Origin of the sequence: Thermaerobacter sp. PB12/4term (assembly GCF_003403315.2) — a bacterium.
Taxonomy (GTDB): Bacteria; Bacillota; Sulfobacillia; order Thermaerobacterales; family Thermaerobacteraceae; genus Thermaerobacter.
On sequence record NZ_CP048407.1, the window covers coordinates 2,535,350 to 2,558,004 of the forward strand.

Annotated in this window: 15 protein-coding genes and 2 CRISPR repeat arrays (1 of these 17 cut by a window edge); of the genes, 3 read left to right on the plus strand and 12 right to left on the minus strand. The window is 69.9% G+C overall.

Annotated features, from left to right (window positions below; all coding sequences use genetic code 11):
• Positions 1-80: 80 nt before the first annotated feature.
• A complete protein-coding gene (locus DYI95_RS10595; RefSeq protein ID WP_243149758.1) occupies positions 81-1,124 on the minus strand; it encodes a zinc-dependent alcohol dehydrogenase family protein in 1,044 nt (347 codons plus the stop codon).
• Positions 1,125-1,419: 295 nt separating this feature from the next.
• Between DYI95_RS10595 and DYI95_RS10600 the strand changes: the two genes are divergently transcribed.
• Positions 1,420-1,881, plus strand: a complete 462-nt coding sequence (locus DYI95_RS10600; RefSeq protein ID WP_116899819.1) for a GNAT family N-acetyltransferase — start codon at positions 1,420-1,422, stop codon at positions 1,879-1,881.
• A gap of 222 nt (positions 1,882-2,103) precedes the next feature.
• Here the strand turns inward: DYI95_RS10600 and rpoD are convergent, their stop codons facing one another.
• The 10 genes from rpoD to DYI95_RS10650 all read right to left on the minus strand — a co-directional run bounded on the left by rpoD (position 2,104) and on the right by DYI95_RS10650 (position 14,871).
• Positions 2,104-3,402 carry an RNA polymerase sigma factor RpoD gene (gene rpoD, locus DYI95_RS10605; protein ID WP_116899818.1) on the minus strand — a complete coding sequence of 433 codons (1,299 nt, stop codon included), beginning with the start codon at positions 3,400-3,402 and terminating at the stop codon, positions 2,104-2,106.
• A 156-nt stretch (positions 3,403-3,558) separates the two neighbouring features.
• On the minus strand, positions 3,559-5,736 hold the full coding sequence (dnaG, locus tag DYI95_RS10610; RefSeq protein ID WP_243149759.1) for a DNA primase: 2,178 nt from the start codon (positions 5,734-5,736) through the stop codon (positions 3,559-3,561).
• A gap of 182 nt (positions 5,737-5,918) precedes the next feature.
• Positions 5,919-7,121 carry an acetyl-CoA C-acyltransferase gene (locus DYI95_RS10615; RefSeq protein WP_116899816.1) on the minus strand — a complete coding sequence of 401 codons (1,203 nt, stop codon included), beginning with the start codon at positions 7,119-7,121 and terminating at the stop codon, positions 5,919-5,921.
• A gap of 31 nt (positions 7,122-7,152) precedes the next feature.
• On the minus strand, positions 7,153-9,336 hold the full coding sequence (locus tag DYI95_RS10620) for a 3-hydroxyacyl-CoA dehydrogenase NAD-binding domain-containing protein (protein ID WP_243149760.1): 2,184 nt from the start codon (positions 9,334-9,336) through the stop codon (positions 7,153-7,155).
• A 15-nt stretch (positions 9,337-9,351) separates the two neighbouring features.
• Positions 9,352-10,158, minus strand: coding sequence for an enoyl-CoA hydratase/isomerase family protein (locus DYI95_RS10625; RefSeq protein WP_243149761.1), 807 nt, complete (start codon positions 10,156-10,158; stop codon positions 9,352-9,354).
• Positions 10,159-10,261: 103 nt separating this feature from the next.
• Positions 10,262-11,134 carry a 1,2-phenylacetyl-CoA epoxidase subunit PaaD gene (gene paaD / locus DYI95_RS12745; protein WP_243149762.1) on the minus strand — a complete coding sequence of 291 codons (873 nt, stop codon included), beginning with the start codon at positions 11,132-11,134 and terminating at the stop codon, positions 10,262-10,264.
• Between the two features lie 69 nt (positions 11,135-11,203).
• The gene (paaC, locus tag DYI95_RS10635) at positions 11,204-12,103 is read right to left on the minus strand and encodes a 1,2-phenylacetyl-CoA epoxidase subunit PaaC (RefSeq protein ID WP_116899815.1); all 900 of its coding nucleotides are present in this window, start codon (positions 12,101-12,103) and stop codon (positions 11,204-11,206) included.
• Positions 12,100-12,810: a phenylacetic acid degradation protein PaaB gene (locus tag DYI95_RS13135; RefSeq protein WP_116899814.1), complete on the minus strand. Its 711-nt coding sequence runs from the start codon at positions 12,808-12,810 to the stop codon at positions 12,100-12,102. Before DYI95_RS13135 ends, paaC begins: the two co-directional genes overlap by 4 nt.
• 39 nt (positions 12,811-12,849) lie before the next feature.
• Entirely contained in the window at positions 12,850-13,872 is a 1,023-nt protein-coding gene (paaA, locus tag DYI95_RS10645) for a 1,2-phenylacetyl-CoA epoxidase subunit PaaA (protein ID WP_203530648.1), read from the minus strand.
• A 414-nt stretch (positions 13,873-14,286) separates the two neighbouring features.
• A complete protein-coding gene (locus tag DYI95_RS10650) occupies positions 14,287-14,871 on the minus strand; it encodes a TetR/AcrR family transcriptional regulator (protein ID WP_116899813.1) in 585 nt (194 codons plus the stop codon).
• 463 nt (positions 14,872-15,334) lie between these two features.
• Between DYI95_RS10650 and DYI95_RS10655 the strand changes: the two genes are divergently transcribed.
• Positions 15,335-16,267, plus strand: coding sequence for a hypothetical protein (locus tag DYI95_RS10655; protein ID WP_116899812.1), 933 nt, complete (start codon positions 15,335-15,337; stop codon positions 16,265-16,267).
• Between the two features lie 487 nt (positions 16,268-16,754).
• Here the strand turns inward: DYI95_RS10655 and DYI95_RS10660 are convergent, their stop codons facing one another.
• Entirely contained in the window at positions 16,755-17,876 is a 1,122-nt protein-coding gene (locus DYI95_RS10660) for a saccharopine dehydrogenase family protein (protein ID WP_116899811.1), read from the minus strand.
• Between the two features lie 489 nt (positions 17,877-18,365).
• A CRISPR array of direct repeats spans positions 18,366-19,320; the repeat unit is 30 nt; unit sequence GTTTGTAGGGTGCCTATGAGGAATCGAAAC.
• 157 nt (positions 19,321-19,477) lie between these two features.
• On the opposite strand from DYI95_RS10660, the gene DYI95_RS10665 reads away from it, so the two are divergent.
• On the plus strand, positions 19,478-21,094 hold the full coding sequence (locus tag DYI95_RS10665; RefSeq protein ID WP_116899810.1) for an IS1634 family transposase: 1,617 nt from the start codon (positions 19,478-19,480) through the stop codon (positions 21,092-21,094).
• 66 nt (positions 21,095-21,160) lie between these two features.
• A CRISPR array of direct repeats spans positions 21,161-22,655; the repeat unit is 30 nt; unit sequence GTTTGTAGGGTGCCTATGAGGAATCGAAAC (it continues 928 nt past the right edge of the window).

Genomic DNA, 22,655 nt, shown 5'->3' on the forward strand with positions numbered 1-22,655 from the left:
CCGGTGGCTGGCCGGGCCCCGATCGACCGGGTGCGCGCTGGCCGGCCCCCGATGGGCCGGCTTTGGACCGGCCGGCCGCCTCACCGGCCGGCGGGTTCGCCCAGCACCAGGACGGCCGCACCGCGGACCCGGCTCTCCTTGACGGCCGCCAGAGCCTGGTTGGCCTGCTCAAAGGGGTAGCGCTGGACGGCCACCTGGAGGGGCACCGAAGCCGCCACCGCCATGAACTCCTCGGCGTCCCGGCGGGTCACGTGGGCCACGGTCCGCAGCGCCCGCTCCCCGTGCAAGAGCCGGTAGGGGAACGAAGGAATGTCCGTCATGTGGACCGCGTTGATCACCACGGTGCCCCCGGGCCGCACCGCCCGCAACGCCAGGGGCACCAGCTCGCCTGCCGGGGCGAAGAGTATGGCCCGGTCACAGGCAGGAGGAACCGGCCCTGCCGGCTCTTCCTGCGCCAGGACCTCGGCACCCCCCGCCCACACGGCGCCCAGTTGCCGGGCCAGTTCCCGGTGGGCCGGGCTGCGGGTGAAGACCACCACCTGGCAGCCCTGGTGGCGCGCCACCTGCAGCACCAGGTGGGCCGATGCGCCAAAGCCGAACAGGGCCAGCCGCTCCCCCGGCTGAAGGCCGCTGAGCCGCAAGGCCCGGTACCCGATGACACCCGCGCAGAGCAGCGGCGCCGCCGTGGCGTCGTCGTACCCCGGCGGGATCGGGACGGTGTAGGCCGCCGGAACCGCCATGGCCTGGGCGAAGCCGCCCGGCGCATGCAGGCCGGTGAACCGGGCGTGGGGGCAGAGGTTCTCGTCGCCGCGGCGGCACGCCTCGCAATGCCCGCACGCCCGGTGCAGCCAGTAGGCCCCCCGCCGCTCCCCGGGGCGAATGCCTTCCACGCCGGGGCCCACGGCCTCGACGATCCCCACCACCTGGTGGCCGGGGGTCACGGGGTAGGCGGGCGCCACCAGGTCACCCTCGGCCACGTGCACGTCCGTAAGACACACGCCGCAGGCCCGCACCCGCAGGCGGATCTCCCCCGGTCCCGGCTCGGGTTCGGGTACCTCCGCCAGGCGCAGGGGGGCCGCAAGGGCATCGGCGGGCCGCAGCAGCTGCCAGGCCTTCATTGTCATGCCGCCCCACCCCTCCTCGTCCCTTGCCGGTGTCTGTTTTCCCCTCGCGCTGGGCAGCCCCTGCCAGAGTAACCCCGTCCCCGACGTCCACCCCAGCGAGCCCACCGGGCCCCAGCACCGGGACCCGTCGGTGGCCACCGGGGCCAGCGGGCCTCGAGGCCGGGCGGGTGCCCCTCGCCGGCCCCCAAGGCGGATTGGCCCGGGTCGCCAGCGTTGCCCCCTGCCCGCAGCCGTGGCATACTGGCGTCGCATCACGTCGCACGGCGAGGTTGCGGGGGTACGGGGGGATTCGGCCATGGAGCCAGGTCCCGTCGAATACCAGCAATTTGAGGGTCTCCCCGACGGCAAAGTCCTGGCCGATCTTTTGCGGCTGCACGAGCTCGTCTTCGGCGATGGCCAAGCGGATCGCCTGCTCCGCGAAGCGCGTAACAGGCACCGCCTTCTGACGCTGGTGGCGCTGGCGGGACAACAGGTGGTGGGCTACAAGATTGGCTACGAGCGGAAACCCGGCCACTTCTACAGTTGGATGGGGGCGGTGGCGCCCGGCTTTCGCCGGCGGGGAATCGCCAGCGAGCTGATGCGCCGCCAGCACGCCTGGTGTCGTGAACAGGGCTACGGTACCATCCGCACCGCCACGAAGAACAAGTGGCGCGACATGCTGATCCTCAACCTGCGCCACGGATTTGACGTCATCGGAGTCTACGTGGACGAGCGGGGCGAACCAAAGCTGATCTTGGAAAAGCGGCTGCGTCCTTAGCCGAAGCATTGTCCTGTCCTGCGGGTAGCCCGCCCCCCGGATCGGTGGTTCCTGTCTCACTCACCCGGCAGCAGGCTCATTCGAACAGGTATTGCAGAAAACATGACTCGCATCCGGCCAAAAGAAGAGGGGCAGGCTCATCGCCTACCCCTCGCCGTCTCGTAAACGGGCTTACCGGCACCGGCTCGTGACTGCCTGACATCGCGGATCACAGCCGCCGCCTTACTCCAGGTAGTCCTTCAGCTTCTTGCTGCGGGACGGATGCCGCAGCTTCCGCAGCGCCTTGGCCTCGATCTGGCGGATCCGCTCCCGGGTGACGCCGAAGATCTGGCCCACTTCCTCCAGCGTCCGCTGGCGCCCGTCGTCCAGGCCGAAACGCAGCCGCAGGACCTTCTGCTCGCGGTCCGTCAGGGTGTGAAGCACATCCTCCAGCTGCTCCCGCAGCAAAAGCTGGGACGCCGCCTCGGCGGGCGCCAGGGCATCCTCGTCCTCGATGAAGTCACCCAGGTGGCTGTCCTCTTCCTCGCCGATGGGCGTTTCGAGGGACACGGGCTCCTGGGCGATCTTCATGATCTCCCGGACCTTCTCGGGCTCGATGCCCATCTCCTTGGCGATCTCCTCCGGCGTGGGCTCCCGCCCGAGCTCCTGGACCAGCTGGCGCTGGACGCGGATGAGCTTGTTGATGGTCTCCACCATGTGCACGGGGATGCGGATCGTCCTGGCCTGATCGGCGATGGCCCGGGTGATGGCCTGGCGGATCCACCAGGTGGCATAAGTGCTGAACTTGAAGCCCTTCCGATAATCAAACTTCTCCGCCGCCTTGATCAGGCCCAGGTTGCCCTCCTGAATCAGGTCCAGGAACAGCATGCCGCGCCCCACGTAGCGCTTGGCGATGCTGACCACCAGCCGCAGGTTGGCCTGGATCAGCTTACGCTTGGCCTCTTCGTCGCCCTGCTCGATCCGCTTGGCCAGCTCGATCTCCTGTTCCGGCGTCAAGAGGGGGATACGCCCGATCTCCTTGAGATACATGCGCACCGGGTCGTCGAGGGCGACGCCGTCCGGCATGGACAAATCGTCCTCGTCATCGACGGGCTCGCCCAGCTGGTCGACGCCGGTCCCTTCGGCGGCCGCGTCCTGGTCACCCTCGTCTCCGGCCTCGCCACCGCCGGCCGTGTCTGCGTCCAGGTCTTCAGGTCGATCCAGCCCCGAGACCCCGTCTAGGGCAGCTTCATCCATCATGCCGTCCAGGCCGGCACCGCCGGAGCGGGTACGGTGACCGCGCGCCGCCCGCCCGTTGCGGGCGCCGTTCCGCGACCGGCGGGGACCCGTCTCCACCTCGATGCCCAGGTCCTCTAGGAGCTGGTAGACCTCGTCCACCTGATCCGCATCCAGGTCGACAGCCTGCAAGGCGTCGGTGACCTCATCCTCCGTCAGCACGCCACCCCGCTGGCGTCCCCGGTCGACCAGGCGCTTGACTTCATCGATCTCCAGCAACGGGCTCTTGACCTCGCTCACGTCCATCGGACTCCCCCCTTTCCGCCGCGGCCCCGGTCCCCCGCAGCGTGGCCCGAGGCCACCTTCCCTGCCGGGGATCCGGACCCGTGATCATTGTCAGAAAAGCATTCGCCGGTCCCCGTCCCTTCCGGTACTGGACCGGCGAGGGCAGCCGCAGCGGGATCATCTTCCCACCCGGCCTTTCAGCTGCGCCGACAGCAGCTGAAACCTGGTCACCAGGTCGACAGGTACATCCTGGCCGCTTGCCTCCAGCTGGGCAATCCGGCGCTGGATTTTCCATAGGCTATGTCGCTTCAGGGTTTTGATATAATCATCTAAAATCCTTTCCATCTCGCCGGGCTCGTCCGGCCCGGGCTCCGGCGCCTGCACCAGGGCCGCCAGGACCGATACCGCCTCCTGGTACACGGCAGCCCCCGCAACGGCCGGCGAGGAAGAACCGGCCGCCCCAGCGGGCAGCCGCTCTTCCACCCCGTCGTGAACCCCGTTCTGGGGCTGATCGGCATCCCGATCTCTTTCATTTTCGGCAGAACCGGCCATGTTTCCTTCCTGCCGGCCCGTTTCCGATCGCCCGATGTCCCCACCCCCGGCGGCCAGGCTGTGAAGCCGCGAAAGCACACGGCCGGTGTCCACCCCGCCGCCCGTCGTCTGCGCCTCGCGGCAGGCCAGTTCGAACAGCAGGCGGTGGGCCGGTGTCACCCAGTCACCAGGCTCCAGCCGGCTGGCAATGAGGGCCTGCCACTGGGGGTGAAACAGGCTGGCGGCCACCAGACCTCGTTCCGCCCGGACCACACCAGCAGGAACTTCCTCCACCGGAACCCGACGGTTAGTATGCCGGACGGCCTGGACGTTATTCCCACCCGCATCCGGAACGGCCGTCCCACCGGCTCCACCGGCCCTGCCGCCACGCTCCGCACGGACGCCTCCGGTCCCGTCAATGCTTCCCCGCAGGGTTCCCCGGGCGGGGCGCCCCGTGGCCGGCGCCCTGCTGCGCAGGGCTCGGGCGGCTCGCCGCACCTCCTGCCAGAGGATCCCTTCCTCGACGCCCAGGGCCACGGCGTACCGCCGCACATACTCCCCGCGCTCCACGGGACTTGACACCCGCGCCAGCCAGGGCGCCAGGGCTTCCACCGCCTCCGCCCGCCCCCGGGGCGTCGCCGTGTCGACCTGGCCCATGACCTGCCGGAAGCGGTACTCCACCACGGGCACCGCCGCCTCGAGGATGCGCCGCAGGGCGTCGGGCCCTTCCCGCCGCACCACGTCGTCGGGATCGCGGCCCGGCGGCAACTGGGCCACCCTCACCTCCACCCCGGCGTCGGCGAACATCGCCAGGCCGCGCATGGTCGCCCGCTGGCCCGCCGCGTCGGCATCGTAGGCGATGATCACCCGCTGCACGTAGCGGGCCAGGAGTTCCACCTGCTCCTCGCTCAGGGAGGTCCCCAGGGAGGCCACCGCCGCGTAGCCCACGCCGGCGCGGTCGACGGCGATGGCGTCCATGTACCCTTCCACCACCACCGCCGTGCCCGTTTCCCGCAGGCGCGGGCGGCTCCAGTCGAGCCCGTACCAGAGGCGCCGCTTGTTGAAGAGCACCGTCTCCGGGGAGTTCAGGTACTTGGGCTCCTGGCCGTCCAGGGAGCGGCCGCCGAACCCCACCACCCGGCCCCGGGGGTCGGTGATGGGGAACATCACCCGGTGGCGGAACCGGTCGTAGTAGCCGCCGCCCGGGCGCGGCTGCGCCAGCCCCGCCTCGGCCAGCAGGGCGGGCGCGACCCCCCGCCGCTCCAGCGCCCCGACCAGCCCGTCCCACCCGGGCGGAGCGTACCCCAGGCCGTACCGGTCCCAGAGCGCGGAGGGCAGGCCGCGTTCTTCCAGATAGGCGCGCGCGGCTTCCCCCGCCGGGGAGCGCAGGGCCTGCCGGAAGAACGCCGCCGCCATCTCCAGCACCCGGGCCAGCTGCTCCTGCCGGTCCCGCACCCGCCGCTGGCCGGGCGACAGGGGCCGCTCGCGCAGGGCCACCCCCGCCCGCCGGGCCAGATGGGCCACCGCTTCGGGGAAGGTCCAGCCCTCCTTTTTCATGACAAAGGTGAAGACGTCGCCACCCACCTGACAACCGAAGCAGTAAAACATCTGCTTGGCGGGCGAGACGGTGAAGGAGGGGGTGCGCTCGTCGTGGAACGGGCACAGGGCCACGTACTCGCGGCCCGCCCGGCGCAGGGGCACGTAGTCGCCGATCACCTCGACGATGTCGAGGCGCTGGCGGATCTCGTCGACCACGTGCTCGTCCAGGCGGTACAACGCTCGACCCTCCCCGACCCCGTGGGGATTGAGTTCGCGCCGCACCACCCACGTCCTGCTGGTAGTCTATTGTAGTCTATTTTAGTAATAACTCTTAATAGGCGGGCGGTGGGAACCGCCGACCGCCGCTGGAATACCCGTGGCCGCCCATGCCGGATGACGGGTGAAGCTCGACCGGGACACCGCTGCCGCCTTAGAGCACCGCCCGCCACCCGCCGGCGCGCCGCCGCCTAGGCCACGGCCTCGACCAGCGCCGCGATCCCCTGGCCGACCCCGACGCACATGGTGGCCAGCCCCCGCCGCGCCCCGCGCCGCCGCATCTCGTGGACCAGGGTGGTCAAGATCCGGGCGCCGCTGCAGCCCAGGGGGTGGCCGATGGCGATGGCCCCGCCGTTGACGTTGACCCGGTCTTCCGGCAGCCCGAGCTCCCGAATGCAGGCCAGGGACTGAGCGGCGAACGCTTCGTTCAGCTCGATCAGGTCCAGGTCCTCCACCTGCCACCCCGCCCGGGCCAGCACCTTGCGGGTGGCGGGGACGGGCCCGATCCCCATATACCGCGGATCGACCCCGGCCACGGCGCCCGCCACCACCCGCGCCAGGGGCCGGAGCCCCAGCGACCGCGCCCGGTGATCGGCCATGATGACCAGGGCCGCCGCGCCGTCGTTGATCCCCGACGAGTTGCCGGCGGTGACGGTTCCTCCGGGACGAAAGGCCGGCGGCAGGCTGGCCAGCTTCTCCAGGGTGGTGTCGGGGCGCGGGTGCTCGTCCACCTCCACCACGGCCCGGCGGCCGCGGGGTCCCGTCACCTCCACGGGGACGATCTCGTCCCGCCACTTCCCCGCCTCCTGGGCCGCCGCCCACTTGCGCTGGCTGGCCAGGGCAAACCGGTCCTGGTCCTCCCGGCTGATGCCGTACCGCTCGGCCACGTTTTCCGCCGTCTCGCCCATGGACTCGGGCGGGAACATGGCGGCCAGCCGCGGGTTGACGAACCGCCAGCCCAGTGTGGTGTCGAACACCTGGACGTTGCCGCGGGGGTAACCCTGCTCGGGTTTGGGCATCACCCAGGGCGCCCGGCTCATGCTCTCCACCCCGCCGGCCACGAAGACCTCGCCCTCGCCGGCGCGGATGGCCCGGGCGGCCTGCAGCACCGCTTCCAGCCCGGAGCCGCAGAGCCGGTTGACCGTCACCCCGGCCACGTGCTCGGGCAGGCCGGCCAGCAGGGCGGCCATGCGGGCCACGTTGCGGTTGTCTTCCCCTGCCTGGTTGGCACAGCCCAGGATGACGTCTTCCACCTCGGCAGGATCCACGCCCGCCCGCTCCACGGCGGCGTGGATCGCCACCGCCGCCAGGTCGTCCGGACGAACCGGCGCCAGGGCACCGCCATGGCGGCCGATGGGCGTGCGCACCGCCGCCACGATGACGGGTTCTGCCACCGCACACCCTCCTCTCCCGTGCCTGCGGGCGTCACCAGGGGCCGCCCGTCCCCCTGTGGACCTCTCCGAGTCTGCGCCCGACACGATGACGACCGGCCCCCGGGCTGGTGCCTCCCGGCGCCCGGCTCGCCCTGCCTCCGGGCCGCTTGGACTCGCGCAGCGCCCGGCGGCGCAAGGCGGGCAGGGGGCGGTAGCGCTCCTCCCGGTAGTGGCGCCACAGGCCCTCCACCAGCGCCAGCACCCGCCGCCAGCCCCACAGGGCCCCCCATTCCAGGAGCCCGCGGGGATAGCCGGTGCCCAGGCGCATGGCCCGGTCGATGGCCTCCCCCTCGGCAATCCCGTCGGCCTCGGCGGCCGCCGCTTCCTGGATGAGCATGGCCACCATCCGGGCTGCCACGCCGCCCGGCCCATCGGCCACGGGGTGGGCGGCCAGGCCCGCCCGTTCGAACCAGGACCGGGCACGGGCCAGGGCCGCGGGACTGGTCGTGGGGCCTGCTGCCAGCTCCACCGCCTGGCCCAGGGGCGGTGCGGCTGCCCAGCCCACCACCCGCTGGGGGTGCACAAGGACCCAGGCCTGCTCCGCCACGGGCCCGGGCAGCAGGCTGACCAGCAGCAGCACCCCGGGCGGCAGCCCCGCCTCCAGCCGGGCCAGGTCCTCCAGCGCTTGGGACCAGAAGCCGGGTGCCAGGGGATCGAGGTCCTCCCAGGTGATGACCACGGCGGCGGGAAGGGGGCCGCCCGCCGAGGCCGGCGCGGGTGGGGGCACCGGGGTGGCCGGGGTGGCTGAAGTCTCCGAAGTCTCCGGGGCCGCCGAGGTCTCCGGAGTCCCGGGGGCCGCCGGGGTCTCCGCCGTGGCGGCTGCGGTGGACGCTGCCGTCACGGCCGGGCCTGCCGGGTTGGCTTGCGCGGCTCCGGGAGCGGGAGCCGCCGCTGCGCCCGGGATCCCCGCGGTCTTTGGACCGGTCACCCCGGCCGGGCGCTGGAGGGCTTCCCGAAGCTCCCGGATCCGCTCCACCTCCACGCCCGCCTCGGCCCACCGCTCGCCAAGGGCTTGGGCCAGGGGCCCGTCGCCCACCACCCAGAGGCGGCCGGGCAGCCCTTCCTGCCCCCCGATGGCCTCCGCACCGGTCGCCTGGCCGCCGGCGGCGGCCGGCCCGGTTTCCGGAGAGTTGCCTGCGAGCCCGCTCCCCGCCGCCACCTGCCGCCAGCCCCGCCAGGCCACCCCCACGGGCTCCCCCGCTTCGCCGTAGCGGTAGAAGCCGCGACCCGCCTTGCGCCCCAGCCAGCCCGCGGCCATCAGCTGCTGCTGGATGGGGTGGGGCCGGTAGCGGGCTTCGCCGCCATACCCCTCGAACACCGAACGGGTCACCGCCAGGTTCACGTCGACGCCGATGAGGTCCATCAGCTGGAACGGCCCCATGGGGAAGCCGGCGGCTCGCACCAGGGCGTCGATGGTCTCGACCCCCGCCGCCCCCTCGCCCAGCAGCCGGAGGGCCTCGCCGTAGAAAGGCCGGGCCACCCGGTTGACCACGAAGCCCGGGGTGTCGGCGCACACCACGGGCTCCTTGCCCAGCCGGCGGGCCAGGTCGACCCCGCGGGCCACGGCCTCGGGCGCGCTGAGGGCGCCGGCGACCACTTCCACCAGCCGCATGGCCGGCACCGGGTTGAAAAAGTGCAGGCCGATGACCCGCTCCGGCCCGGGGACCACCCGGGCCAGGGCCGTGATGGACAGGGACGAGGTGTTGCTGGCGATCAGGGCCTCGGGGCGGACCCGCCGGCCCACGCTCGCCAGCAGGTCCTGCTTGAGCCCCAGATCTTCGGGCGCCGCCTCGATCACCACGGCCGCCGGGGCCACGGCGCCCAGGTCCGTAGTGGTCTGCAGCCGCCCGAGCCGTTCCGCCGCCGTGCCCGGAGGAACGCGGCCCTCCTGCTCGTGGCGCCGCCAGGCCTCCTCAAGCCGCCGGCGGGCCCGTTCCAGGGCGGCGGTGGCCACATCGTAGAGGACCACGGCAAACCCCGCCTCCACGGCCACCCGGGCGATGCCGCCGCCCATGGTGCCGGCGCCCAGCACCGCCACCACGGCCCCGGGGTCCACCAGGGACCCACCCGCCGGCCCCAAGGGGGCCGGACCGGCGGCGGCCCCACCGGGTCCCGCGGAGGCGGCTCGGGCCTGCTCGCCGGGGGACGGTTCGCCCGCAACCGTTGACCTGTTCACCGGGGCGGCCTCCCGTCAGCGACCCTGGAAGCGGGGCTCGCGCTTCTCCAGGAACGCCTGCACTCCTTCGGCGTGGTCGGCGGTGTGGCCGGCGATCTCCTGCAGGTACGCCTCGTATTCCAGCACCTCCGCCAGGCGGGCTCCCGCGGCAAAGTTGAAGGCCCGCTTAGCCAGGCCGATGGCCCGGGTGGCGCCGGCGGCCAGCCGCTGGGCCCACTGGCGCGTGGCCTCGGCCAGTTCCTCATGGGGCACCACGCGGTTGACCAGCCCCATCCGCAACGCCTCCTCGGCAGGGACCAGGTCGCCGAAGAAGGCCATTTCCGCCGCCCGGGCCGGCCCCACCAGCTGCAGGAGGAACAGGCTGGTGCCCGAATCGGGCGCCAGGCCCACCTTGACGAACACCTGCCCGAAACGGGCCTGCTCCGAGGCGAGGCGCAGGTCGCACGCCAGGGCCAGCCCCAGGCCGGCCCCCGCCGCCACGCCGTTGACGGCCGCCAGGACGGGCTTCTCCATGGTCCGGATCTTCCAAATCAGGGGGTTGTACCGCTCGCGCAGGGAGGCGATGAAGGACTTCTCGCCGCCCTCCTGCCGGCTCTTGAGGTCTTCCCCGGCGGAAAAGGCGCGCCCTGCGCCGGTGATTACCACGCAGCGTACCTCGGGGTCCCGCTCCGCCCGGCGCAAGGCGTCCAGCAGCTCGGAGGTCATGGTCCGGTTGAAGGCGTTTAGCACCTCGGGCCGGTTGAGGGTAAGGGTAAGGACGCCGCCCTCCCGCTCGGCCAGGATGGTGGTGTAGCGGCCGTCGCCTTCGGCCATGAACGTCATCCCCTCCCGCAGGATCTGGCCCGGCCTGGGCCTGTTACGCCAATTGGCGGGAGGCGGGTGGATTTCCTTGCGGCTTCCTTGCCGGGGGGTGAGGGGGCTCAGATCAAAGGGCCTTCATCTGCTCGAAGGGGTTGCGGCAATCCAGGCAATACCACAGGCTGCGACACGGGGTCGGCCCGAAGGCGTTCTCCCGGCGGGTACGGCGGGACCCGCAGAAGGGGCAGGTGGCGGCGTAGGCAGCAAGGGTATCCAGACGCCGCAATGCCCCGCAGCCGGCAGGTCCCGGAAGCACCCGGGTGCCACCCTCTGCGAGGTCCGGTGCTCCGGCACCCGGCACCCCGGCACCGGCACCCTCGGCGTCTCCTCCCCGAAACTGTCCCGGCCCATGCGGCTCCGGCGCAGGTCGCTCGGTGGAGGGCCGCCCCGCTCCCGCGGGCGGAGGGGGTGCAATGCCAAAGGAGGCCAGCTTCCGCCGCCCCTCGGGCGTGATCCGATCGGTGGACCAGGGCGGGCTGTAGGCGACCCGCACCTCCACCTGCCGCACGCCCGGGACCGCCTGCAACCGCCCGGCGACCGCCTGGCGGATCAGCCCCAAGGCCGGGCAGCCCACGAAGGTGGGCAGCAGCGTGACCTGTACGCTGCCGGCGCGGGCATCAGCTTCCACGCCCTCCACCATCCCCAGGTCGACGACGCTGACCACGGGGATCTCCGGATCGGATACCTCCGCCAGGGCCTGCCACAGAGCGTCCCGCAGCGCCCGGTTCTCCTGCTGCGCAGCGTCCGGACGCCGGCCGGCGGCGGGCCCGCTTCCGGCCTGGGCTCCGGTCTCGCCCGGCCGGCGGGACCCCCCGGCCCCGCCGTTCCCACGGGAGCGGTGATTCCCCTGGCACGGGGCCTGCCCGGGGGCGCTGCCGTCCCCGGGCGAACCGGCCGGCACGGATCCCGATGTCTGCGGCAACGGTCCCGTAGAACCCACGGGCTCTCCCCCCCATGGCCCGGCGCCGTAGCCGGACCCGGCCTCATGGCCATGCGTCCGCCGGCCCCCTTACCACTCCGCCGCCGGGTCCGAGCGGTAGACCGACGTCATCTCCGCCAGCAAGGCCGTCAGGGCGGGCGAGTGGTGTCCTCGCCGGCCTCCCAGGCCTCGCTCGATCCCGGGGGCCGCCGGGCCCCCCTCGGTCCCGGGATCCGCCGGTTCCACGCCAGCCGGTTCTCCCGGTCCCGCCTGCCCCAGCACCGGTTCGGCCAGGCCGGCCTCTGCCAGCACCTGGCCAACGGCCGCCCACCACAGCCGGCGGAGCTCCTCCAGGCCGGTCCCCCGCCAGCGGGCAGCCTGCTCCTCCCCGTCTACCGGTTCGAAGAACCCGGCCGCCAGGGGCAGGGCCCGGGCGAGGGCCGACGCCAGCCGCTCCCGTGCCTCGCCGCCGGCGCGGCTGAGTTCGACCACCCACTGGCGGAAGTGGGCCTGGTGGTAAGCCTCCTCCCGGGCAATGCGGGCCGCCGCCGCGGCCAGCGGCTCGTAGGGCGATCGGGCCAGCGCCGGCCACAGCACGGCCTCGTACTCGCTGTAGAGGAAGTGGCGGGCGATCTCCGCGGCCCAATCGCCGTTGGGCTGTTCCAGCAGGACGGCGTTGCGAAAGTCCTGAGGATCCCGGCCGAAGGCCAGGGCATCGGGATCCCCGCCTCCCTGGCCGAGATCGGCGAGCAGCTGATAGAGCAGGGCGCTGTGCCCCACCTCGTCCTGGGCGATGGAGGAGAAGGCCACGTCTTCTTCCAGGTAGGGAGCCACGCCCGTCCACTCCGACGCCCGGTGGCCGGCGATCAGCTCGTCGTCGGCCAGGGCGAAGAGCAGGGCCACCAGGCCCCGGTCAGCGCCCGAGGTAGCCGCGACCGCCGGGTGGGAGGGGAGGGGTTCCATGGCGTGGGCCCGGTTCGACCTGTTCACCGGTCCTCACCCCCTTGCCCGGTGCGGGCCCCAGTGCCCGTCCCGGCGGCGGACCCGTTGCCCATCCCCAGTCCGGGACCGGCGCCCTTCCCCGCGTCGCGGCCGGCAACCGCATCGGTCCCTGAACCGGCGATCCCGGTACCAGGCCTGGCCCCACCGCCCTCGTCACCGGGCGCGGCGCCCTCGGGATCTCGCCGCCCTTCCCGGTCCTGGCGCCGGGGCCCCCGGCGGACCCGCACGTGACCGCTGCGGTTGAGCACGGCACCGGGTACCACATCATCGGGTGCGCCCGGCTCGCCAGCCCGGTGGGCCGGGGCACCGGCTTCCGGCCCATCCTGCCCCGGGGAGGGACCGTGGGCTCTGACCGTGCCGCCGCCACCGACACCACCGCCGCCGCCACCGGTGCCACCGCCCGGCCCCCGGCCGAAGCGCTGCCAGAGGATCCGGGTCCGGGCAAAGCCTTCCCCCAGGCGGTACGTCTTGTCCGTGGCCGGCTGCCACCAGTCGGCGTCACCCTCGCCCACGGCTTCGATGCACGAGCGCGGCACGATCCACAGGCTGACGTACTCCTGCCGCCGGCAGTAGAGCTGCTGGGCCAGCAGCCGGGCGTTGCGCCGGTCCCCCGCCAGCAGGCTGCCGCAGTGGATGTACGGCTCACCCCGCCGCGGCTGGCCGAAGACCTCGTAGACCTCCATGGTGACGCCCATGGCCGGTTCGTCCCCTTCCTGGGCCGGGGTGATGACCCGTCAGGCGGCCGCGGCGCCGCGGGCCAGGGCTTCCCGTACCCAGCGGCTCTCCTCGTGGGAGAGGCGCCGGATGGCCAGCCGCGCCTCCGTCCTGGGTCCCTGCCCCTTGACCACGCGCCAGAATTCGTCCCAGTCGGGATCGCCGTAGACCCAGCGGCCCTGCGCTTCGTCATAGTGCAGCTCGGGGTCGGGGATCTGGAGCCCCAGGGCGCGGATCTGGGGCACGTACTTGCTCAGGAACTCCTGCCGCAGTTCCTCGTTGGTGCGGACCTTGATCCGCCACTTCATGGCCTGCTCCAGGTTGGGCGACATCTCGTCGGGCGGTCCGAAGAAGTGCAGCAGCGGCCGCCACCACCGGTTCAGCGCGTCCTGGACCATCTGCTGCTGGGCGCGGGTGCCGCTCATCAGGGTGAGGATGATGTCCTCGCCGTGCTTGAGGTGGATCGCCTCTTCGGCGCAGATCCGCCGCAGGATGCGGGCGTAGGGGGCGTAGCTGGTCTGCAGCAGCGCCGCCTGGGTCGCCAGGGCGGCCCCGTCGACCAGCCAGGCGATGATGCCCGCGTCGGCCCACGTGGGCGCGGGATAGCTGAAGACGTTGTGGAACTTGGCCTTGCCCGCCACCAGGGCGTCCATCATGTCCTCGCGGGTGATCCCGAGGGGTGCGGCCAGGTCTTCCGCCACGCGGTAGATCAGCTGGGCATGGCCGACTTCATCCTGGACCTTGGCCATGAGGGCCAGCTTGCGGCGCAGGGTGGGCGCCCGCGGGATCCACTCCCGCTCGGGCAGGGCCCCCATGATCTCGCTGTTGGCGTGGGTCTGGATCAGGCGGAGGCACTGGCGGCGGTACTCGCTGGGCATCCAGTCGCCCGCCTCCACCTTCTCGCCCCGCTCCAGGCGGGCGGTGAACTCGGCGATGCGCTCCTCCTCCCGCCAGTCGCGGGGGCCGGCCGGCCCGGCCGGAGGCAACCCTGCCCGCTGGCCGGCTGCAACAGCGGCCTGGTCCTGCATTCCCTGGTCTGCCATGGTTTCCCCTCCCGCGGCGGCCCCGGCCGGGGCATCCGGCCCCGGGCTGCCCTTTGGGCCCGCCCAGGGCACGGGGCCACCCGGCTGCCGGTTCGGCCGGCGGCTGCCGGTTCGACCGACGGGCCGGGCACCCCAGGACCCCGGCCGGGGACCGCTCCGTGTTTCCCCCAGGGTGACGCGTCCCCAAGACTCCCAAACAAGACCCAAGACTCCAAACCAGGACTCGCAAAACAAGCGTCTTGCGATGCCTTGAGACTTGTGGTGACTTGCAAGGCGGCCCTGAGACTTGCGATGACTTGCAAGGCACCGATGGCAACCCGCCTGGCCCAAGCCCGCTTCCAGCGCCGGGACGATCCCACCTTCCGGCACGGCTTCGTTGCGGCCATAACGCCGGCCGCCCGACCGGCACCGCCCTCAGGACGAGCCGGCCTCCAGGCCCTTGAGGATCAGCTCCGCAAAGGTGGCCGCCACATCGTCCGGTGCCAAGGGCCCGTCCGGCGAATACCACTGGTAGGCCCAGTTGACCGCCGACAACGCCAGCAGGGCCGCGAACCGCGGGTCGACCGCGCGGAACTCACCCCGGGCGACACCGTCGGCGATGAGCTCCCGCCAGCGGGCTTCATACCGGTCCCGCTTGGCCTGGATGCGGGACCGCAGGTCAGCACGCAAGAAGCGCCACTCGTGGAAGAACACGCTGGCCGTGTCGCGGTGCTCGGCGATCACCGCCATGTGGGCGGCCAGGGCCCGCCGCAAGCGGTCCCGGGCCGCGGCCCCCTCCCTCCAGGCCTGCTCGATGCCGTCCAGGAACCGGTCGGCCGCCCGGTCCACGATCTCGAACAGCAGCTCTTCCTTGCTCTCGATGTGGGCGTAAAGGCTGCCCCGCTGCAGCTGCAGCCGCTCGGCGATGTCCTGCATGGAGGTGGCGTGATAGCCCTTCTGGCGAAAGAGCTCGCCGGCCACGGTGAGGATCTCTTCCCGGCGGGCGGTGGAACGGCCCATGGCTCCTCCCGGTTAACCTAACAAAGGTAAACCAACAAACGGTCGTTTGGTAACCAGCATAGCAGCGGCCGAACCCCGGCGTCAACCGTTGCCATCCAGCCCGAGCAGCCGGCGGCGCCCGTGCCGTCGCGGGCCGTAACGGTGCATTGGGCTCACTCCCCGGACTCCCCCGTCCCTTCTCCATGACGCCGCCTGTCAAGGCGAATCCCGGATAATACGGCCAAAGCCAGGGCGGGGAGGGGCCGGAGTCCGCCGGGCCCAATCGGGCGGCAGCTGGCGCATAGCCTGCAGCTAACGCAAAGGGGAACCGGTCGCCAGGGGGCGGCAGCTTGCGGAAACGGGCGCCGAGCGCACGGGCACGGGGCCCCACGGGCCAGTCCCAAAGCTTCACCAGGCGCCGCCGTCCCCAGCCCGGTGCCCGGCAGGACGGGCCCGACCGGCCGCAGCGGGAGGGGATGGGGCGATGATGGCGGAACCAATGCAGCGCCTGACCGGGCTGCAGATGGCCTTAGGCATCGTCAACGAAGGCATGTTGTGGCTGATTTGCCAGCGGCTTGACCTCCAGCCCCGGTGCGGGCGCAAGCGGGGTCAACTGGCGAACTGGCTGTTCCGCGAAGCCTGCCGCCACCCGCAGCTGGCCCAGCGACTGGCCGCTGAACTGACCCCGTGCCTTCTGCCGGGCTACCGCCCGGGCAGCCCGCCGGAACCCCAGCAGGTGGTCAGCCTGCTCAAGCGGAGCCGCCGGAAAGGGCTGGCCCTCGGGCTGCTGTGGGCCATGGGTGATACCCTGGACGACCCGGCCTGGGCTGCCGCCTGGAACCGCTGGCTCAAGGACTCGGCCGACTGGCGCCGCCGCTTGGAGCAATACATGGCCCTGCTGAACGACCAGGAGACCGTGCAGGTTGCCCAGTCCATCGTCACCGAGGCCGAGGCCCGGCGCGACCGGATGCGGCAAGCCCTGGTCAGGATGGCCAGGTCCTACCGCGAGGAGATGAAGCGGCTGAAGGAGACCATTGCAACCCTGGAAGAGGTCAACCGCCAGCTGGCGGCCCTGCGCCCCTTGCAGAACACCCGCATCCTGGTCGTGGGCGACCCCAACCACGCCGGCGGTTACCGGCAGGTGGTGAACCGCTACGGCGGCGACATGGTCTTCGCCGACGGCACCAGCCGCCAGTGGGTGCGCAAGGCCCTGGACGGGCGCTACGACGCCATCGTGGTGGTCACCGCCTACGGCTACCACACCACCCAGATGATGATTCAGAAACACGCTCCGGAGGTGCCTCTCTTCAACGCCCGGCGGGGCGGCCTGGGCGAAATGGAACGGGTCCTGGTCACCCAGGTGATCCCCGCCCTCTTTAAAAGGCTGAGGTCCCTGGACGAACCGGCCTCGGCGTAGGTCTCCGCGTAGGCGCCGCCGCCGGCGGGGCAGCCGTATGCAGTCCTGTGCCTGGGGGGAAGGGGCCTGTACGGCCACCCTGTCCCTGGATCCAGTTCCGTAGATGGGTCCGCTGGCGCCAGCTTCGCCACCGGGCGGGACGCAGCCCCTTCGGGGGGCACGGCAAGGACAATGAACATGCCGGAGAGCGCCATTGTGGAGCCCAGGCGCTCGTAGATCAGCATGGGGAGGAGAAGGGTGTAGAAGGCATCGCCCGCTCGGGAGATCAGAGCGCCCCCAAAAAGGGCCAGGAAGGAACGGTTTGTCAGCACAGCGAGGTTGAGAACCGGGGCGATTCTCACAGGAGGAGCCCCTCCCCACTGGTGTTGGTGCTAGTCGGCCTAACGTCCTCGGAGTTCTACCAGACGCAAATCGCCTGTCGACCGCCAGCCCTGAGAAGTGGTCGCAGGTCCTTGCCACCGGCTGGCGCCCGGGGCTGGCAGAGCCGTCACGGCTCCCGGTCCACAACCACGCCCCGCTCCGCCAGCTCCTGGAAGAACGCCTCCGGGTCCGGCCCGCCCGGTGCTTCGGGCGCCAGCACCCCCGGTCCCTCAATTCGCCCCTGGGCCATCCAAAACGCTCCCAGGGCCAGCGGCACCGCCGTCAGACTCGCCATGGGCGCCGCCGCCCGGTAGCTGCGTTCCGCCACCTGGGCCCCCACCCGGCCGCGCACCCGGACGACGAGCCCGGAAGCGGGCCGGGATGGGGCCCCCACCCGTTCCAGGAGAGGAAGCAACGGTTTGAGCACCGCGCCCAGCCGCTGGCGCCGGCGGTGGGTGGCCATCAGCCCCCAGCGTCCGAAGGTGACAGCCAGCCGGTTCAGGGCGGGCTCGGCAAGGCCACCCTTCAGCCGTACCTCCTGCAGGCCGGGAAGGAATCGTGGCAACGTCACCGGTTCGGGGTGCCCGACATGAAAGACCGTCACGGCACCGAGCGGCGGTGGAAACTCGACCCGTTCCGCCCCGGTCCCCGCAGCGACCTCCTCCCACCGTCCTGCGGCAAAGGACGTGACCCTCCCGCTGAAGATGTGCATGGTGTGGAGGACCACGGCCCAACCCCGGGAATCCGCCGAGCTGCCCGCCCAGGCGATATGGGCCGCCTCGACCCGGTCCATCCGCTGGGCCGCATGGCGCACGCAAAGGTTGGTCAGCCCCGGCGTCCAGCCGAGACCGGTCAGGATGGTGACCCCTGCCCTGCGAGCCGGCTCGTCCAGTTCGAGGACCCGCCGGGCCGCGTCGTGATCATCACAGAGGCTGATGTAGGGGCGCCGGGCCTCGATGGCCGCCCGGGCCAGGGGCTCTTCCAGGAGGTAGAACGGGCCCGCCGCCCCCATCGCCACATCGTGGGCCGCCATCAGCTGGGCCGCTGCCCCAGGGGCCAGGATGTCGACCGCCTCCGCAACCACCCGGCAACCTGGCGCCGCTTCTTCCGCCGCTGCGGTGGCCACCGACCGGGCCGCCTCCAGATTCCGGTCCGCTACCGTCACTTGGGCCACACCGGGGGTCCTGGCCAGCTCCCGGACCGCCCGGCTTCCCATGTCCCCCGCCCCGCCGAAGACCACGAAGCGCATTGAGCATCCCCCCGCCGATGTGGTCGGTACTGGCAGGCTCGCCTTCGGCGCCCCCATGGTGGATGGGGCGCCTTCCGCCGGCGGCCGACCCAGCGGTACCGCCGGCCGGCTTCGGCGCCCCATGGTGCATGGGGCGCCCGGCCATCCAGGTCGGTTCTGGCAAGCGCGCAATGGCAGGTTCGCAATGAAGGGCCCGTCCTCCTGGAGGGGGGTCTGGGACTTGGGGATGGGATGACGGCGCATGGGACGATCGAGCATAGCCCGATGGATAGGTGGCCGGGGGAGGAGGCAAGGTGGCCCTGCTGTCGACCTCCGATCACGGCAAAACCCCGGGAGGTCGACAGCAGGAGGTAATTCCACCCAGTTGGCGCCACGACTGCGTTTTTGGCTTGCCCGCATCCTGTTTTGCCCAGTATCCCTGTATCTGGATCGACAGAAAGCGGGCGCAGGAACCGTTGAAGGAGAACGGTTTCTTCGGTCGAAGATGGGGTTTGTAGGGTGCCTATGAGGAATCGAAACGCCAAAAGCACATACTTGCCGTCGAACCCCTCCCCGTTTGTAGGGTGCCTATGAGGAATCGAAACCTCGATATGTGAACACTGTGGGACCCATGGCCATTGTGTTTGTAGGGTGCCTATGAGGAATCGAAACTGGCGTGGTATAATATGGGTAGTCAGGGGCGGTACGGGTTTGTAGGGTGCCTATGAGGAATCGAAACAGTTCATGAACCAGTTCACGAACCCAATCATCCTCTGTTTGTAGGGTGCCTATGAGGAATCGAAACGGCGGTACGGAATACCGTACCGCCCCTGACTACCCAGTTTGTAGGGTGCCTATGAGGAATCGAAACTTCCAGCGCCCGCCGAACTTCTTTGCGACGGGCGCCGTTTGTAGGGTGCCTATGAGGAATCGAAACCGCACAACGAAAAACCATGTTCGTCCCAGGCCAGGGTTTGTAGGGTGCCTATGAGGAATCGAAACGCCCTCCCTTGTGGCCCGGTCGCGGCCCCCGTTTCAGTTTGTAGGGTGCCTATGAGGAATCGAAACGCCCGGATGCGGTCATCGAGCGGCTTTGGTCGCACGTTTGTAGGGTGCCTATGAGGAATCGAAACGCGGCGATCAGTCCATCGACATCGACCAGGCGCGGCGTTTGTAGGGTGCCTATGAGGAATCGAAACTTCTAAGAGCCGGCTCAGCATGGCGCCTGCCGTCAGTTTGTAGGGTGCCTATGAGGAATCGAAACGTCGGGCGGGAATTGGGGCTTTTAAACCAAGTTCGAGAGTTTGTAGGGTGCCTATGAGGAATCGAAACCTGCGCTATTGCCACGATCATTTGGGCTGGCGTCCGTTTGTAGGGTGCCTATGAGGAATCGAAACCCGTCACCGCCACCGTTTCGCCCGCTTCGCCCGTTTGTGTTTGTAGGGTGCCTATGACTCGGGTTTGACCGTTGACGGCCCTGCTTGGTGCCACGCCGCCCCAGGAACCCGCATGAATCAAGGGGTTTCCATGGGGCGGCGGTTCTTTTGGGTCAAAAGTGTAGTGCCACGTGTATTCGGGAAACACTTGTATGGTAAGCACGAACATGCTATGATGGTTGTGCCATGTTCATCCGCCAGAAGACCTTCAAGAACAAAGACGGCTCCACCCGCACCTACCTCCAGCTCGTCGAGAGCGTGCGCCAGGGCGGCCGCGTCCGCCAGCGGGTGGTCGCCACCCTGGGCCGGCTGGAGGATCTTCAGGACGGCCGCCTCGATGCCCTCATCGAGAACCTGGCCCGCTTCTCCCAGAGCACCTGGCGTCGGCTCGAAGAACAGGCCGAACGTCTGAACGTCCGCTGGTCCAAGCAGTGGGGACCGGCCCTGATCTTCGAGCGCCTCTGGCAGGAGGCAGAGCTGGACAAGGCCTTCGCCGCCCTGCTCGAAGACCGCCAGCTTGCCTTCGATGTCGCCGAGGCCGTCTTCACCATGGTGCTCAACCGCCTCACCGACCCCTGCTCCAAGCGCGGCCTGGTGCGCCAGTGGCTGCAGGGCGTCTACCGGCCCCAGGCAGAGCAGTTGGAACTGCACCACTACTACCGGGCCCTGGATGTGTTGGCCGAGCACAAGGAGGCGATCGAGGATCGCCTCTTCGCCCGGGCTCGCGACCTGTTCTGGACCGAGGTCGACGTGGTGATGTGGGACTGTACATCCAGCTACTTCGAAGGCCGAGGGCCGGAGGGGTTGGCTGCCTACGGCTATTCCCGCGACAAACGCCCGGACCGGCCCCAGCTGGTGGTGGGCGTGCTCATGACCCGGGACGGCTACCCCATCGCCCACGAGGTCTTCCCGGGCGATACCGCCGACAAGGCGACCGTGGCGACCGTGCTGGATGCCCTCAAGCGGCGCTTTCACCTGCGCCGGGTGATCTTCGTGGCCGACCGGGGCATGGTCAGCCGTCCGATCCTGCGGGCCATCGAGGAGGCCGGGATGGAGTACATCGTCGGCATGCCCCTGCGTCGGCACCGGGCGGCCGAGGCGGTCTTGAGCCAGCCGGGACGGTATCGCAAGGTGAACAAACAACTCCAGATCAAGCAGGTGACCCACCAAGGCCAGCGCTACATCCTCTGCCACAACCCCCTGCAGGCCGAGCACGACCGCCAGGCCCGGGAGGCGGTGCTCGCGCACCTGAAGCAGCGGATCGAGCGCGGCCAAGCCAAGGATCTCCTGCGGAACCGCCTCGTGGCCCGTTACCTCAAGGCCCTGCCCCAGGGCGCGTTGGTGGTGAACACCGACGCCGTCAAGCGAGCCACCCGCTACGATGGGAAGTACCTGCTGCGCACCAACACCGACCTGGAACCGGAGGCGGTGGTCCGCGCCTACAAGGATCTCTGGCGGGTCGAGCGCGCCTTCCGCACCCTCAAGTCCGCCCTGGACTTGCGGCCGATGTTCCACTGGACGGAGCGGCGGGTCCGGGGGCACGTCATGGTCTGTTTCCTGGCGCTGGTGCTGGAGAGCCTGTTGTTGCGCAAGCTCCGCCAGCAAAACCCCGAGGCGAGCTACGAGGACGTGCTGAGCGACCTCGCCCAGCTCCATGCCGTGGCGGTGGAACTCGACGGCGAGACCTACCTCACCCGGACCGAGCTGGTGGGCCAAGCCTACGAAGCCTTCAAAGCCGTAGGTCTGCGGCCGCCGGCGCGGGTGCAGCCGATGCCACGTCCCGCCACGACCCCCGCCGGGTAGTGTAGTGGTACGCAGTCCCCGTGTGCCCAAGAAAGCCTTGTGTTTCAAGGGTTCTCAAGGATCACGGTGTCAAAGTCGAGTATGAGGAATCGAAACACGATCCCCAGGCCGCTTCGAACATGCGGTACGCAGGTTTGTAGGGTGCCTATGAGGAATCGAAACTCCGCAAGACTTCCATGGCATGAGGCGACCAGGTCATGTTTGTAGGGTGCCTATGAGGAATCGAAACGCGCAGATGGCGGCCCGGGAAAGTGAGGGCAGCGGCGTTTGTAGGGTGCCTATGAGGAATCGAAACCGGGACCTCGACGCCGAGCGGTCAGTCCTTGGCGCCTGGTTTGTAGGGTGCCTATGAGGAATCGAAACCCGGCGCACCACCTCCACGGGCCGCAAGACCTGCAGGTTTGTAGGGTGCCTATGAGGAATCGAAACTTCCGGGCCGAGGACGTGCTCGCTCTGGTGTCGTGGTTTGTAGGGTGCCTATGAGGAATCGAAACCGCCCTGGGCGGCGACGCGCACCGACTCGCCCAGCGGTTTGTAGGGTGCCTATGAGGAATCGAAACGGTCGAGAACGTCCGGGTCGCCGGCTGCGAAGCCACCGTTTGTAGGGTGCCTATGAGGAATCGAAACGGCTATGCGACCTACGACGACCTGCTGGCGGCCTCCGAGGTTTGTAGGGTGCCTATGAGGAATCGAAACTGCCGTCACGATCCGCCGGCCGCGCATGCGCACCCCGTTTGTAGGGTGCCTATGAGGAATCGAAACGAGCAGCTCGTCGCCAACGGACTCAGCAACCGCGAGGTTTGTAGGGTGCCTATGAGGAATCGAAACAGGCTTTGGATGAGATGGTTACTGACCGTCTTGGGGGTTTGTAGGGTGCCTATGAGGAATCGAAACCCACCCCTCGGGAAGAAACATGCGGGCCGCCAGGCGTTTGTAGGGTGCCTATGAGGAATCGAAACCCCATGGCTCACACCCGCCTCCCCACGATCTCACCCGAGTTTGTAGGGTGCCTATGAGGAATCGAAACTACCTGCTGGACGGCGACGGCGAGCCGGGCGCGGAGTTTGTAGGGTGCCTATGAGGAATCGAAACCGCCACCATCGGCCTCATGCTCATGGATGGGACATGGTTTGTAGGGTGCCTATGAGGAATCGAAACCGCGGTCACAGAGGTGGTGGGACAGCGGATCGTCTTGTTTGTAGGGTGCCTATGAGGAATCGAAACCCCGGCAGCGTCTCCACCGGCCCGTAGGACTGCCAGTTTGTAGGGTGCCTATGAGGAATCGAAACGATGCGGTGCGGCGCGTACTCGCCGCTCTCGATCTCGTTTGTAGGGTGCCTATGAGGAATCGAAACGGGGCGGACGCCGATAGCCTGGATGGTCTCAACCCGGGTTTGTAGGGTGCCTATGAGGAATCGAAACACAGGGCGCCCGTGGCGCAGTATAATGGCGCCGAAGGTTTGTAGGGTGCCTATGAGGAATCGAAACCAGAAGAGCAACAGCAACAAGGTGGAAGTCATGATGAGTTTGTAGGGTGCCTATGAGGAATCGAAACGTATGG